At 53.4% G+C, this 13,735-nt stretch carries 12 protein-coding genes; 9 read left to right on the top strand and 3 right to left on the bottom strand.

All coding sequences use genetic code 11. The features are described 5' to 3' along the window. The first annotated feature begins 13 nt into the window (after positions 1 to 13). The 4 genes from xylF (at position 14) to xylR (ending at position 4,992) form a co-directional block, all read left to right on the top strand. The gene (xylF, locus tag N1249_RS00835; protein ID WP_259838278.1) at positions 14 to 1,006 is read left to right on the top strand and encodes a D-xylose ABC transporter substrate-binding protein; all 993 of its coding nucleotides are present in this window, start codon (positions 14 to 16) and stop codon (positions 1,004 to 1,006) included. 72 nt (positions 1,007 to 1,078) lie between these two features. Continuing rightward, positions 1,079 to 2,620 (top strand): xylose ABC transporter ATP-binding protein, encoded by a 1,542-nt coding sequence (locus tag N1249_RS00830; protein ID WP_259833814.1) that lies wholly within the window; start codon positions 1,079 to 1,081, stop codon positions 2,618 to 2,620. Next, complete coding sequence (gene xylH, locus N1249_RS00825; protein ID WP_259833812.1) at positions 2,598 to 3,779, top strand: xylose ABC transporter permease XylH; 1,182 nt, start codon at positions 2,598 to 2,600, stop codon at positions 3,777 to 3,779. The genes N1249_RS00830 and xylH overlap by 23 nt, the downstream gene beginning before the upstream one ends. Before the next feature lie 34 nt (positions 3,780 to 3,813). Beyond that, positions 3,814 to 4,992: a D-xylose utilization transcriptional activator XylR gene (gene xylR, locus N1249_RS00820; protein WP_259833810.1), complete on the top strand. Its 1,179-nt coding sequence runs from the start codon at positions 3,814 to 3,816 to the stop codon at positions 4,990 to 4,992. 51 nt (positions 4,993 to 5,043) lie between these two features. Here xylR and N1249_RS00815 read toward each other — a convergent pair whose 3' ends face one another. Beyond that, on the bottom strand, positions 5,044 to 5,871 hold the full coding sequence (locus tag N1249_RS00815; RefSeq protein ID WP_259833808.1) for a protein bax: 828 nt from the start codon (positions 5,869 to 5,871) through the stop codon (positions 5,044 to 5,046). A gap of 314 nt (positions 5,872 to 6,185) precedes the next feature. Here N1249_RS00815 and N1249_RS00810 point away from each other — a divergent pair, with 314 nt between their 5' ends. Next, positions 6,186 to 8,216, top strand: coding sequence for an alpha-amylase (locus tag N1249_RS00810; RefSeq protein ID WP_259833805.1), 2,031 nt, complete (start codon positions 6,186 to 6,188; stop codon positions 8,214 to 8,216). Between the two features lie 177 nt (positions 8,217 to 8,393). Then, a complete protein-coding gene (gene avtA, locus N1249_RS00805; protein ID WP_259833804.1) occupies positions 8,394 to 9,650 on the top strand; it encodes a valine--pyruvate transaminase in 1,257 nt (418 codons plus the stop codon). A 4-nt stretch (positions 9,651 to 9,654) separates the two neighbouring features. On the opposite strand, the gene N1249_RS00800 is transcribed toward avtA, so the two are convergent. Both N1249_RS00800 and yiaJ read right to left on the bottom strand, forming a co-directional pair. Next, entirely contained in the window at positions 9,655 to 10,125 is a 471-nt protein-coding gene (locus tag N1249_RS00800) for a 4Fe-4S binding protein (RefSeq protein WP_259833803.1), read from the bottom strand. 128 nt (positions 10,126 to 10,253) lie between these two features. After that, complete coding sequence (yiaJ, locus tag N1249_RS00795; protein WP_259833802.1) at positions 10,254 to 11,069, bottom strand: IclR family transcriptional regulator YiaJ; 816 nt, start codon at positions 11,067 to 11,069, stop codon at positions 10,254 to 10,256. Positions 11,070 to 11,294: 225 nt separating this feature from the next. Between yiaJ and yiaK the strand changes: the two genes are divergently transcribed. Genes yiaK through N1249_RS00780 form a run of 3 tightly spaced genes read left to right on the top strand, consistent with a single transcriptional unit; the run spans position 11,295 to position 13,725 of the window. Further along, entirely contained in the window at positions 11,295 to 12,293 is a 999-nt protein-coding gene (gene yiaK, locus N1249_RS00790; protein ID WP_259833801.1) for a 3-dehydro-L-gulonate 2-dehydrogenase, read from the top strand. A gap of 11 nt (positions 12,294 to 12,304) precedes the next feature. After that, positions 12,305 to 12,772: a YhcH/YjgK/YiaL family protein gene (locus tag N1249_RS00785; protein ID WP_259838276.1), complete on the top strand. Its 468-nt coding sequence runs from the start codon at positions 12,305 to 12,307 to the stop codon at positions 12,770 to 12,772. A 26-nt stretch (positions 12,773 to 12,798) separates the two neighbouring features. After that, entirely contained in the window at positions 12,799 to 13,725 is a 927-nt protein-coding gene (locus tag N1249_RS00780; protein WP_259833800.1) for a DUF4862 family protein, read from the top strand. Positions 13,726 to 13,735 lie beyond the last annotated feature (10 nt).

Genomic DNA, 13,735 nt, shown 5'->3' with positions numbered 1-13,735 from the left:
AGGCCCTATAATTATGAAGATAAAGAACCTGTCCCTTACTCTCTGCACTACTCTCCTGCTTGCAAGCTTTGCTGGTCATGCAAAAGAGGTAAAAATCGGCATGGCTATTGACGATTTACGCCTTGAACGCTGGCAAAAAGATCGCGATATTTTTGTGAAAAAAGCGGAATCGCTTGGCGCAGAGGTGTTTGTTCAGTCGGCTAACGGCAACGAAGAAACCCAAATGTCGCAAATCGAGAATATGATTAACCGTGGCGTAGATGTCCTGGTCATTATCCCTTATAACGGCCAGGTGTTAAGTAACGTAGTTAAAGAAGCAAAACAAGAAGGTATAAAAGTTTTAGCCTATGATCGCATGATTAATAATGCGGATATTGATTTTTATATTTCATTCGACAATGAAAAAGTCGGTGAATTACAGGCAAAAAGTCTGGTTGATAAAGTGCCTCAGGGGAATTATTTCCTGATGGGCGGCTCGCCGGTCGATAACAACGCCAAACTATTCCGTGAAGGGCAAATGAAAGTGCTTAAGCCCTATATTGATGATGGCAAAATCAAAGTGGTGGGCGATCAATGGGCAGATGGCTGGCTTCCAGAAAATGCGCTGAAAATTATGGAAAACGCCTTAACCGCCAATAACAACAAAATTGACGCTGTTGTTGCGTCCAATGATGCGACCGCTGGCGGTGCCATTCAGGCGCTCAGCGCACAGGGCCTTGCCGGTAAAGTCGCGATTTCAGGTCAGGATGCCGATCTCGCGGGCGTTAAACGTATTATCGCCGGCACGCAAACCATGACCGTCTACAAACCCATCACCGAACTCGCCAACACGGCAGCTGAAATTGCCGTTGAGCTGGGCAATAACCAACAACCCAAAGCAGACACTAGCCTGAACAACGGCCTGAAAGATGTTCCGTCTCGCCTGCTCACCCCGATCGAAGTCAATAAAGAGAACATTGACGCCACCGTGATTAAAGACGGTTTCCACAAAAAGAGTGAACTGTAATCCAGCGCTGCCCCTGCCCTGCGGGGGCGCATCGACTTGTGCTGTTCTTACTTCGGGTCATGTGGAGCAGTTATGCCTTATTTACTAGAAATGAAAAGCATCACCAAAGCTTTCGGCGCGGTGAAAGCCGTCGATAACGTCAGCCTGCGGCTCAACGCCGGAGAGGTGGTTTCACTGTGTGGTGAAAACGGTTCGGGTAAATCAACACTGATGAAAGTGTTGTGCGGGATCTATCCTCACGGCAGCTACGACGGCGAAATCGTCTTTGCCGGAGAGGTGATTCAGGCCACACACATCCGCGATACCGAACGCAAAGGCATCGCTATCATTCATCAGGAGCTGGCACTGGTTAAGCATCTCACCGTGCTGGAAAATATCTTCCTGGGCGCTGAGATTTCACGTCACGGCGTGCTGGATTACGACACCATGACGCTGCGCTGTGAAAAGCTGCTGGCGCAGGTGAGCCTCGCAATTTCACCCAATACGCGCGTGGGAGATTTAGGGCTGGGCCAACAACAGCTGGTTGAAATTGCCAAAGCGCTGAACAAACAGGTGCGCCTGTTAATACTCGATGAACCCACGGCATCGCTCACCGAACAGGAAACGGCCGTGCTGCTCAACATCATCCGCGACCTGCAACACCACGGCATTGCCTGTATCTATATTTCGCACAAGCTCAATGAAGTGAAAGCCATTTCGGACACCATCTGCGTGATCCGCGATGGTCAGCACATCGGCACGCGCGAAGCGGCAGGTATGAGCGAAGACGACATCATTACCATGATGGTCGGCCGCGAGCTCACCGCGCTGTATCCGAACGAACCCCATACCATTGGGGATGAAGTGTTACGCGTTGAAAACCTGACTGCATGGCACCCCGTTAACCGCCACATCAAGCGCGTGAACAATATCTCCTTCTCACTTCATCGCGGCGAGATCCTCGGCATCGCCGGGCTGGTCGGCGCCGGGCGCACCGAAGCAGTACAGTGCCTGTTCGGCGTCTGGCCGGGGCGCTGGGAAGGCAGCATTTATATCGATGGCAAGCCAGTACACATCGACAACTGCCAGCAGGCCATTGCACAGGGCATCGCGATGGTGCCGGAAGACCGTAAAAAAGACGGCATTGTTCCGGTAATGGCCGTGGGTAAAAACATCACACTTGCCGCCCTCAACCAGTTTTCTGGTGCACTCAGCAGCCTCGACGATGCCGCCGAGCAGCAGTGCATTCTCCAGTCGCTTGCCCGGCTTAAGGTAAAAACCTCCTCCCCGGAACTGGCCATTGGTCGCCTGAGCGGGGGCAATCAACAAAAAGCGATACTGGCGCGCTGCCTGCTGCTCAATCCCCGCATTTTAATACTGGATGAGCCAACGCGCGGGATCGACATCGGCGCAAAATACGAAATCTACAAACTGATTAATCAGCTTGTGCAGCAAGGGATTGCCGTCATTGTCATTTCTTCTGAGCTCCCGGAAGTGCTTGGTCTGAGCGACCGCGTGCTGGTCATGCATGAAGGGAAATTAAAAGCCAACCTGATTAACCAAAGCCTGACGCAAGAGCAGGTGATGGAAGCCGCATTAAGGAGCGAACGCCATGTCGAAAAGCAATCCGTCTGATCTTAAAGTCGCTGCACCGACGCCAGGCGCGTTCGCGGGGCTTAAGGTACTGAACCTGCAAGTCTTTGTCATGATTGCCGCGATTATCGTCATCATGCTGTTTTTTACCTGGATGACCGATGGCTCTTACCTGAGCGCACGTAACGTTTCCAACCTGCTGCGCCAGACGGCCATCACAGGCATCCTGGCCGTGGGCATGGTATTTGTGATTATCTCCGCCGAGATAGACCTCTCCGTTGGTTCAATGATGGGTCTGCTTGGCGGTGTGGCCGCCATTTTCGATGTCTGGTTAGGCTGGCCGCTACCGCTCACTGTTGCCGTCACGCTGATCATGGGTCTGGTGCTCGGCGCCTGGAATGGATGGTGGGTTGCCTATCGCAAAGTCCCCTCGTTTATTGTCACGCTTGCCGGCATGTTGGCTTTCCGGGGCATTTTGATTGGTATTACTAACGGCACAACCGTGTCGCCGACCAGCGCATCCATGTCACAAATTGGGCAGAGCTATCTCTCTGGAGGATTAGGCTTCACGCTCGGTGTGGTAGGGTTAATGGCCTTCGTTGCCTGGCAGTGGCGCGGGCGTATGCGCCGTCAGGCGCTGGGGCTTGCCTCTGCCCCCTCGACATCGCTTGTCGGGCGTCAGGCGCTGACTGCGGTGATCGTACTGGGCGCCATCTGGCTTCTGAACGACTATCGTGGCGTACCGACCCCGGTGTTGCTGTTAGCACTTCTGCTGCTGGCGGGCATGTTTATGGCCACGCGCACCGCATTTGGTCGCCGTATTTATGCGATTGGCGGCAACCTGGAGGCGGCGCGACTGTCGGGTATTAATGTAGAACGCACGAAGCTCGCCGTCTTTGCAATCAACGGCCTGATGGTCGCGATCGCCGGGCTGATACTCAGTTCACGTCTGGGAGCCGGTTCACCGTCTGCGGGGAACATCGCTGAACTGGATGCCATCGCTGCCTGCGTCATTGGTGGCACCAGTCTCGCCGGGGGTGTAGGCAGCGTGGCGGGCGCGGTGATGGGCGCATTTATTATGGCTTCGCTGGATAACGGAATGAGTATGATGGACGTCCCGACCTTTTGGCAGTATATCGTCAAGGGAGCCATTCTGTTGTTGGCAGTCTGGATGGACTCTGCCACCAAGCGACGGGCCTGATAACAGCATTGTTACTTATTTGGGAAAATAAGCCATGTTTGAGAAGCGTCACCGCATTACGTTGTTATTCAATGCCAACAAAGCCTACGACCGCCAGGTGGTTGAAGGTGTAGGCGAATATTTGCAGGCGTCGCAATCGGAGTGGGATATTTTCATCGAAGAAGATTTCCGGGCTCGCATTGAAAATATCAAAGACTGGCTTGGCGATGGCGTGATCGCTGATTACGACGACCCCGTCATCGAACAGTTGCTTACCGACGTCGACGTCCCGATTGTGGGCGTCGGCGGCTCTTACCATTCACCCGAAAACTACCCGCCGGTTAACTACATCGCGACTGATAATCATGCGCTGGTCGAAAGCGCCTTTTTGCATTTAAAAGAGAAAGGCGTTCATCGCTTTGCATTTTATGGCCTGCCCGCCTCGAGCGGTAAACGCTGGGCAATGGAGCGGGAATACGCCTTCTGCCAGCTGGTTGCGCAGGAGAAGTATCGTGGGGTGGTGTATCAGGGGCTGGAAACTGCGCCTGAAAACTGGCAGCACGCGCAAAACCGCCTTGCGGACTGGCTGCAAACCTTGCCTCCGCAAACCGGCATTATCGCGGTAACCGATGCTCGTGCTCGTCATGTGCTACAGGTCTGCGAGCATTTACACATTCCCGTTCCCGAAAAGCTGTGTGTCATCGGTATCGATAACGAGGAACTTACCCGTTATCTGTCACGCGTGGCGCTGTCGTCGGTTGCACAGGGAACACGCCAGATGGGGTATCAGGCGGCGAAATTACTCCACCGGCTGCTGGATAACGAAGCCTTGCCGCTCCAGCGTTTACTGGTTCCTCCCGTTCGGGTGGTGGAACGCCGTTCAACAGATTACCGTTCCCTGAACGACCCGGCCGTGATCCAGGCTATGCACTACATTCGCAACCATGCCTGCAAAGGTATCAAAGTCGATCAGGTGCTGGATTCGGTTGGCATCTCGCGCTCCAACCTGGAGAAACGCTTCAAGGAAGAGGTTGGCGAAACCATTCATGCTGTCATTCACGCCGAAAAACTGGAAAAGGCACGTAGCCTGCTGGTCTCTACTTCGCTGTCGATCAACGAGATATCGCAGATGTGCGGTTACCCGTCGCTGCAATACTTCTATTCGGTATTCAAGAAAGAGTACGACACCACGCCGAAGGAATATCGGGAGCGTCACAGTGAAGTGCTGATGTAGTCTGATGCAGAAAAGAAAAACGCCTTCCGGTGGAAGGCGCTTTTTTGAGGATTACATATGTGCGGCGATTAAGCGCTGGTTATCCTGGTACATCGCGAACAGATAGTTGTTATAGCTCTGTCCCTGGGTGGAATAACCTTTCAGCTTGTGGATCATCGTACTTGCCGTGACTTCCTGATCCGCTTTACGCAGCTGAGCGCGTGACTTACGGAATGAGGAGTATGCCGGGTGCGTGTTCAGATTCACCACATAGGCGTTCACAGAGTCTTTCACAGACTCAAACTGTGAATACCCTTTCACCGTGCCTGGCGCATTGTTACAGCGGCCTTTGACGCACTTCATACCGAAGAGATTATTGTTGCTACGCGCCAGCTTTGACGTCCCCCAGCCACTTTCGGCTGCGGCCATGGTCGCTACCATGCTGCCCGGGATGATATCCACACGCTCTAACAACGCATTCCACGGCACGCGACGCGTGTTACCGTTCCAGCTGATCTTGTAGCGTTGCGCGATTTCTTTCAGACGCGTGCGTTCAGACGGCGACCAGCGGCTATCGTACTGCTTTGATATTAGCCAGTTACGATCCGCAGTAATCGCGGCATTTTGACTTGTAATATAAGGCATTACCGTCCGGAGAAACGCTTTTTTCCTTGGTGTCCCGGAAGGGTATTTTCGCAAATCAGGAAGTGAACTACTCTTTGCACTATTGCGAGAATACTCTTGTTTACTGCTAACCTTACTTTTACTCGTCGTCTTTATGACGTGGGCTTTGTGACTCGATGTATCCGTGTGCGTTTTCGCAAGCACCTCACCTGAAAATGACACGGTGAGTAACATGAGTATCGTAGCCCCAAATCGTCGAATGGGAGTCGATATCATTAGGTCTCCTGGTCGGATTTAAACATTCCAACACCTTATTTTTTTCACAAATTTGAGAGCGGAATCTCAAATCATATCAAAAATAGACTTCCAGAGCACCTAAAGAAATAGTCCAATTCCGAAACTATGTCACCTAAAAGTTGCTCACTAAAACATCATTCCTGAAAAATTGTGTGCGTTATCGCAGATAACTGCTTAATTTTGCGCGGGATCACTCATCCTTTCACATCACCCTCTCAGAAAGCGCAAAGGGATGAGTTTCTCGAGTTTACCTGGTGGCACACTGGTCAAAAATGCCGCGACAGGAAAATGGAATGAAACGCACTGCATTAGCTTTTCTGATGTTACCCGCACTGGCACACGCCGACTGGACATCGCCGGGTTTTGGCGCGTTCAGTGCCGAAGGCACCGGGATATTTACCAGCCATGCAAAGCTCGCGAAGGGTACCCGTCCTTTGACGGTGAGTTTTGACAACGCGTGCTGGCAGCCAACAGATGCCATAAAACTCAATGAGATGTTATCGCTTAAACCCTGCGAAGGTACACCACCGCAGTGGCGTCTGTTCCGCGATGCCGACTACCAGATGCGTGTCGATACCCGTTCTGGCACACCAACCCTGATGCTGACGATCCAAAGCGCGACGGAACAGCCGGTGGCAAACGTTATCCGTCAGTGCCCAAAATGGGACGGAAAACCGCTGACTCTGGACGTGAGCAGTACCTTCCCTGAAGGCTCAGTGGTGCGCGATTTCTACAGCAAGCAAACCGCGACCGTACAGAAGGGAAAAATCACACTTCAGCCCGCGGCTAACAGCAATGGGTTGTTGCTGCTGGAGCGCGCCGAAACCGACAAACCTGCTCCCTTCAGCTGGCAAAACGCTGCCGTCTACTTCGTACTGACCGACCGCTACGTTAATGGCGATCCGACGAATGACAACAGCTACGGTCGCCATAAAGACGGGATGCAGGAGATTGGCACATTCCACGGCGGTGACCTCAAAGGCCTCGCCAGTAAACTCGATTACTTACAGCAGCTGGGTGTTAACGCGCTCTGGATAAGCTCCCCGCTGGAACAGATCCACGGTTGGGTGGGTGGAGGTACGAAAGGCGACTTCCCTCACTACGCTTATCACGGCTACTACACGCAGGACTGGACAAAACTGGATGCCAATATGGGCACGGAAGACGACTTGCGTCATCTGATTGATGAAGCCCACAAGCGCGGTATCCGCATCCTGTTCGATATCGTAATGAACCACACGGGTTACGCCACGCTCGCCGATATGCAGGAATTCCGGTTCGGCGCACTGTACCTGCAAGGCGACGAGCTGAAAAAGACCCTGGGCGAACACTGGACTGACTGGAAGCCAGGCGCGGGCCAGAGCTGGCACAGTTTTAACGATTATATTAATTTCAGTGACAAAGCCGCGTGGGAAAAATGGTGGGGCAAAAAATGGATACGCACCGATATCGGCGATTACGACAGCCCGGGTTATGACGACTTAACCATGTCGCTGGCGTTTTTACCTGACCTGAAAACGGAATCGACCGTCCCTTCCGGCCTGCCAAACTTTTATCAACACAAGCCAGACACCCACGCCAAAGAGATTGCGGGCTACACGCCACGCGATTACCTGACTCACTGGCTCAGCCAGTGGGTACGCGATTACGGCATCGACGGTTTTCGTGTCGACACGGCTAAACATGTCGAACTTGCCGCGTGGCAGCAGCTGAAAGACCAGGCAAGCGCAGCGTTAAAGGCGTGGAAAGCAGAAAACCCGACCAAAAAGCTCGATGATGCCCCGTTCTGGATGACCGGAGAATCCTGGGGCCACGGGGTTATGCAGAGCGACTATTACCGCCACGGTTTCGACGCAATGATTAACTTCGACTACCAGGAACAGGCGGCGAAAGCGGTGGATTGCCTGGCCGATATCGACTTAACCTGGCAGCAAATGGCGGAAAAACTCCAGGGATTCAATGTCCTGAGCTATCTCTCTTCGCACGATACCCGCCTGTTCCGTGAAGGAGGGCAACGTGCCGCAGAGCTGCTCCTGCTGGCGCCAGGAAGCGTGCAAATCTACTACGGGGATGAATCCGAACGCCCATTTGGCCCGACAGGATCTGACCCACTTCAGGGAACACGTTCGGATATGAACTGGCAGGATGTCACGGGTAAAGAGGCGTTAACCGTTGCCCACTGGCAGATCCTGGGGCAGTTCCGCGCCCGCCACCCGGCCATTGGCGAAGGTAAGCAAACCACGCTGTCGCTAAAAGACGGGTACGGTTTTGTGCGTGAGCACAATGGCGATAAAGCCATGGTCGTGTGGGCAGGAAATCAGTAACTCCTCACCTTAACCCTCTCCCGAAAGGGAGGGGGTTAAACCAGCAGAACAATTCACCACATAAACACACCGTCACCACATAAAACAACAAACCCTGTCGTTTCACTCGATTTGCACCCGCCCGATGCTAGCGTTATGGTTACCCACTTTCATAATAAGCTCGACAGATCACCTGCTATGACGTTTTCACTTTTCGGCGACAAATTTACCCGCCATTCAGGCATTACCCGCCTGATGGAGGATCTCAACGACGGGCTGCGCACACCGGGCGCAATCATGCTCGGCGGCGGAAACCCGGCTCAAATCCCGGAGATGAATGAATATTTCCAGACCCTGCTGGCCAACATGCTGGAAAACGGTAAAGCGACTGATGCGCTTTGCAATTACGATGGCCCTCAGGGTAAAACAGAGCTGCTCACCCTCCTTGCCGATATGCTGCGTGAAGAGCTGGGTTGGGATATCGAGCCACAGAATATTGCACTGACAAACGGCAGTCAGAGCGCATTTTTCTACTTGTTTAATCTCTTTGCAGGACGTCGCGCCGACGGCACTACCAAAAAAGTGCTGTTCCCGCTGGCCCCGGAATACATCGGCTACGCCGATTCCGGCCTGGAAGAAGACCTGTTTGTTTCTGCGCGTCCGAATATCGAGCTGCTGCCGGAAGGCCAGTTCAAGTATCACGTCGATTTTGAACACCTGCACATTGGTGAAGAGACGGGCATGATCTGCGTGTCGCGTCCAACCAACCCGACAGGCAACGTCATCACCGACGACGAACTGATGAAGCTGGATGCGCTGGCGAATCAGCACGGCATCCCGCTGGTGATTGATAATGCCTACGGCGTGCCTTTCCCTGGCATCATCTTCAGCGAGGCACGCCCGCTGTGGAACCCGAACATTGTGCTGTGCATGAGCCTTTCCAAGCTCGGCCTGCCGGGTAGCCGCTGCGGCATCATCGTTGCCAACGAAAAAATCATCACTGCCATCACCAACATGAACGGCATTATCAGCCTTTCTCCTGGCGGTATCGGCCCGGCAATGATGTGCGAAATGATCAAACGCAACGACCTGCTGCGCCTGTCAAACGACGTGATTAAACCGTTCTATTACCAGCGCGTTCAGGACACGATTACCATTCTTCGCCGCTATTTACCGGAAGAACGTTGCCTTATCCATAAACCGGAAGGGGCGATATTCCTGTGGCTGTGGTTTAAGGATCTGCCGATTTCGACGGAGCTGCTTTATCAGCGCCTGAAAAAACGCGGTGTCCTGATGGTACCGGGGGATTACTTCTTCCCGGGCCTGGATAAGCCGTGGCCGCACACGCACCAGTGTATGCGTATGAACTACGTTCCCGATCCGGACAAAATTGAAGCTGGCGTGAAAATTCTCGCAGAAGAGATTGAAATCGCCTGGCGCGAAGGCGGCCAGTAACGCCCTACGCCAGATAACGCAGACGTTCGGCGCGTAATCTGGCGGGATCAACACAGCTCAGCGCGTGAGTCGGGCAAGCAGCAACGCAGGCTGGCCCGTCCGCGCGATGCGCGCACAAATCGCATTTCAGCGCCTGAGCGTGTTCCGCGACCACGGCAACCTGCATCGCCCCAAACGGGCAGGCCACCATACAGCTCTTGCAGCCAATACAGCGGGACTGCTCCACCCGCCAAACTCCCGCCTCAGAACGAATTGCCTGGGTTGGGCACACATTCGCACAGGGTGCGTCTTCGCACTGATGACACGCCACCGCAGTAGTAAATGCCCCGCCTTTTATCACCCGGATACGCGAAGAGAACGCCACGGCAGTAACGGCTGCGCAATCCTGCGTGTCCTGATGCGAAACCACGCAGGCCACTTCGCAGGTGCGACAGCCAATGCACTTTGCCGAATCAGCAACAATAAACCGGTTCATCTCTTCACTCCGCCTGCGCGCTTAAAACCGCAGAGTGCCAGAGAGGTGCGCGACAGCGCTTTGATCAAACAGGGGAAAGGAGCCAGATTTGTGGCATTTGCCACCCGATCTGGCTTTTTGCCAGACGTTTAGCTGCGCACGGTAAAGCCCAGCTCGCGTGAAATCGCCTCTGCGGTTTCACGCAGGGGTTTTAACAGGTTCTTCTCGCCCACCTGCTTCATACGCGAGGTAGAAAGCGATATGGAGATGGCGTACGGCACGCGGCCATGAATATCAAAGACCGGCACGGCGATACACGACACGCCCAGTTCATTCTCTTCTTTATCCATTGCCACGCTGTGTTCGCGGATCTCCGCCAGCTCATCGTACATGGCGCTGAGTTCAGTAATGGTGTTACGCGTCAGAGGCTGGATCTGCTCCTGATGGCTGTCCCAGTAGCTCGCCACATAATCCTGGTGGCCAAACGCCATATAAATCTTACCCATTGCAGAACAGTAGAGCGGCATATGCTGGCCAATATAGGCACGCGTACGCAGCATCCCGGTCGTCGGCTCCAGTTTGTAAATCAGAATGGCATGGTCATCTTCCCGGCTGGAGAAGTTCACCGTCTCACCCGTGGCGATGTTCAGCGTCTCAAGATGCGGCGCCGCCACGTGGATGATGTTCAGCGACGACAGCGCCTTCTGCCCGACGGCAATAAATTTAGTGGTCAGGCGATAACTGCCCGCGGCCGGGGCTGGTGTGACATACCCGCACGACTGCAACCCCTGTAACAGACGGTGCACGGTGCTCTTATTCAGCCCCGCAAGTTCTGATAAATGCGCAAGCGGACACCCATTCGGGTAGTTACTGAGGATCTCAATCAGCATCAGGCCGCGAAACAAGCTCTGGCTACCTGCTGGCCTCTCTTTTTCTTGCGTCATTTCGCTCTCTTTCATGCTCATCAAATGGCTCCTTTTTATCGCGCCCTGATGGTAGCGCAAAGTGTGGCTCAGTTCACGATCTCAACAGAAAAAACACAACCAATTGATTTTAATCGATTTTGAAAAACATGAATGTCGTTGATCTGGCAAAAATTGATCGCTATATTTGAAATCAGATTTCGCATAGTGAAATTTAGAGATAAAAAAGCACTCACAGCGCCCCCTAAAAAGAACAGGAGAACAGGGATGAAAGTGACATTCGAAGAGTTGAAAGCGGCATTTAATCGCGTTCTGCTCAATCGTGGCGTCAAAGCCGATACCGCAGATGCCTGTGCGGAAATGTTTGCCCGCACCACAGAATCAGGCGTCTATTCACATGGTGTGAATCGCTTCCCACGTTTTATCCAGCAGCTTGATGCAGGCGACATCATTCCTGATGCGCTGCCAAAACGCGTGACCACGCTGGGTGCGATCGAACAGTGGGATGCCCAGCGTTCTATTGGCAATCTGACGGCGAAAAAGATGATGGATCGCGCCACAGAGTTAGCCTCCGACCACGGGATTGGCCTGGTGGCATTGCGTAACGCAAACCACTGGATGCGCGGCGGCAGCTACGGCTGGCAGGCTGCGGAGAAAGGCTATATTGGCATTTGCTGGACGAACTCCATCGCCGTGATGCCCGCGTGGGGCTCGAAAGAGTGCTGCATCGGGACCAACCCGCTGATCGTCGCAATCCCGTCTAGCCCCATCACCATGGTCGATATGTCGATGTCAATGTTCTCTTACGGGATGCTGGAAGTGAACCGCCTTGCCGGGCGCACGCTGCCGGTTGACGGCGGGTTTGACGACGAAGGCAACCTGACCAAAGAACCGGGCGTGATTGAGAAAAACCGCCGTATTCTGCCAATGGGCTACTGGAAAGGTTCTGGCCTGTCCATCGTGCTGGATATGATTGCGACCCTGCTCTCTAACGGCTCCTCCGTGGCGGAAGTCACCCAGGACAACAGCGACGAGTACGGCGTGTCACAGATCTTTATCGCCATTGAGGTCGATAAACTGATCGACGGTCCAACCCGCGATGCCAAACTTCAGCGCATTATGGATTTCATCACCAGTGCCGAGCGCTCAGACGAAAACGTTGCTGTGCGCCTGCCGGGGCATGAATTCACACGCCTGCTGGAAGAGAACCGTCGTAACGGTATTACCGTTGACGACAGCGTATGGGCGAAGATCCAGTCGCTGTAAGGAGTGACGCCATGATATTCGGACATATTTCGCAGCCAAACCCGTGCCGCCTGCCGCAGGCAATTGAAAAAGCACTCGATTTTCTGCGCAACACAGACTTCACCGCGCTGGAACCTGGCGTCGTGGAAATTGACGGACGGAACATCTTCGCCCAGGTGCTCGACCTGAAAACGAAGGAAAAACACGAAAACCGTCCCGAAGTGCATCGTCGTTATCTGGATATCCAGTTTCTCGCCTGGGGCGAAGAAAAAATAGGTATCGCTATTGATACGGGTAATAACGAAATAAGTGAATCGTTGCTGGAACAACGGGATATTATTTTTTATCACGGCAGTGAAAACGAATCGTTTATTGAAATGACTCCTGGCAATTACGCCATATTTTTCCCGCAGGATGTTCATCGTCCTGCCTGTATTAAAAACAAGGAAACTGCAATTCGTAAAATTGTAGTGAAAGTGGCAATCAGCGAATTACCGTAATTTTCTGATAAATACAGGAACGCGAAATGACCAACACCGGTTTTATTATTGGTGCGTACCCCTGCGCACCCTCGTTTCACCAGAAAGGGGAGCAAGAAGAACAAACCTTCTGGCGAGTACTTTCCGACACACCGTACATTCGCGGGCTGGAACAACCCTGCCTTGAAGACCTGCATCCTTATGGTGATGAATGGCTGTTCCGGCATACGCCTGGCGACTGGCAAATCGTGGTCACGGCGGTCATGGAAACCATGCGCCGGCGTGGCACAAACGGTGCCTTTGGCCTGGCCTCCGCGGACGAAGAACAGCGAAAAGCCAGCATCAATTTTTACCGCCATTTGCGTCAGAAGATTGATGCCGTCAATACGCGTTTCCCGGGCAAAGTGATCGCGCTGGAAATGCAGGCCGCGCCTCAGGCAGGCAATGCCTCGGTTGAGCAGGCCACTGACGCGTTCGCCCGCTCGATTCGCGAAATCGCCGGATGGGACTGGTCATGCGATCTGGTTCTGGAACACTGCGATGCCATGAACGGCAGCGCACCGCGTAAGGGATTTTTACCCCTGGAGCAGGTGCTGGACGTCGTGAAAGACACCGATATCAGCGTGTGCATTAACTGGGCGCGTTCAGCCATTGAAGGACGAAATACCACGCGGCCCGTTGAGCATGTTCAGGCGGCACTCAAGGCCGGGAAGCTCGGGGCACTGATGTTCTCCGGCACCACCGCATCCGGTGAATACGGTGACTGGCAGGATCTTCATGCGCCGTTTTCTTCGTTCTGCGCCGAAAGTTTAATGACACCTGAACACGCAAAAACACTGTTTACTGCGGCGAGCGCCGCAACATTGAAATTCTCCGGTATTAAATTACTGGAAATAAATGCTAATGCTAACGTCGACCATCGCATCGCCATTTTGCGCGACGGTATTAGCGCTATGAATAAAGCAACGCAATAACAATAAAAAA

The organism is Enterobacter sp. CP102, from assembly GCF_025152625.1.
Lineage (GTDB): Bacteria > Pseudomonadota > Gammaproteobacteria > Enterobacterales > Enterobacteriaceae > Enterobacter > Enterobacter soli.
Note: the sequence above shows the minus strand (reverse complement) of the source record. Positions and strands in the feature narration are given on the sequence as shown.

Excerpts from the sequence above, each read along its gene's own strand:
- N1249_RS00785 (WP_259838276.1), top strand. The coding sequence starts at position 12,305 with ATGATATTCGGACATATTTCGCAGCCAAACCCGTGCCGCCTGCCGCAG.
- N1249_RS00800 (WP_259833803.1), bottom strand. The coding sequence starts at position 10,125 with ATGAACCGGTTTATTGTTGCTGATTCGGCAAAGTGCATTGGCTGTCGC.
- N1249_RS00780 (WP_259833800.1), top strand. The coding sequence starts at position 12,799 with ATGACCAACACCGGTTTTATTATTGGTGCGTACCCCTGCGCACCCTCG.
- xylF (WP_259838278.1), top strand. The coding sequence starts at position 14 with ATGAAGATAAAGAACCTGTCCCTTACTCTCTGCACTACTCTCCTGCTT.
- xylR (WP_259833810.1), top strand. The coding sequence starts at position 3,814 with ATGTTTGAGAAGCGTCACCGCATTACGTTGTTATTCAATGCCAACAAA.
- yiaK (WP_259833801.1), top strand. The coding sequence starts at position 11,295 with ATGAAAGTGACATTCGAAGAGTTGAAAGCGGCATTTAATCGCGTTCTG.
- N1249_RS00810 (WP_259833805.1), top strand. The coding sequence starts at position 6,186 with ATGAAACGCACTGCATTAGCTTTTCTGATGTTACCCGCACTGGCACAC.
- N1249_RS00830 (WP_259833814.1), top strand. The coding sequence starts at position 1,079 with ATGCCTTATTTACTAGAAATGAAAAGCATCACCAAAGCTTTCGGCGCG.
- xylH (WP_259833812.1), top strand. The coding sequence starts at position 2,598 with ATGTCGAAAAGCAATCCGTCTGATCTTAAAGTCGCTGCACCGACGCCA.
- yiaJ (WP_259833802.1), bottom strand. The coding sequence starts at position 11,069 with ATGAGCATGAAAGAGAGCGAAATGACGCAAGAAAAAGAGAGGCCAGCA.
- N1249_RS00815 (WP_259833808.1), bottom strand. The coding sequence starts at position 5,871 with ATGATATCGACTCCCATTCGACGATTTGGGGCTACGATACTCATGTTA.
- avtA (WP_259833804.1), top strand. The coding sequence starts at position 8,394 with ATGACGTTTTCACTTTTCGGCGACAAATTTACCCGCCATTCAGGCATT.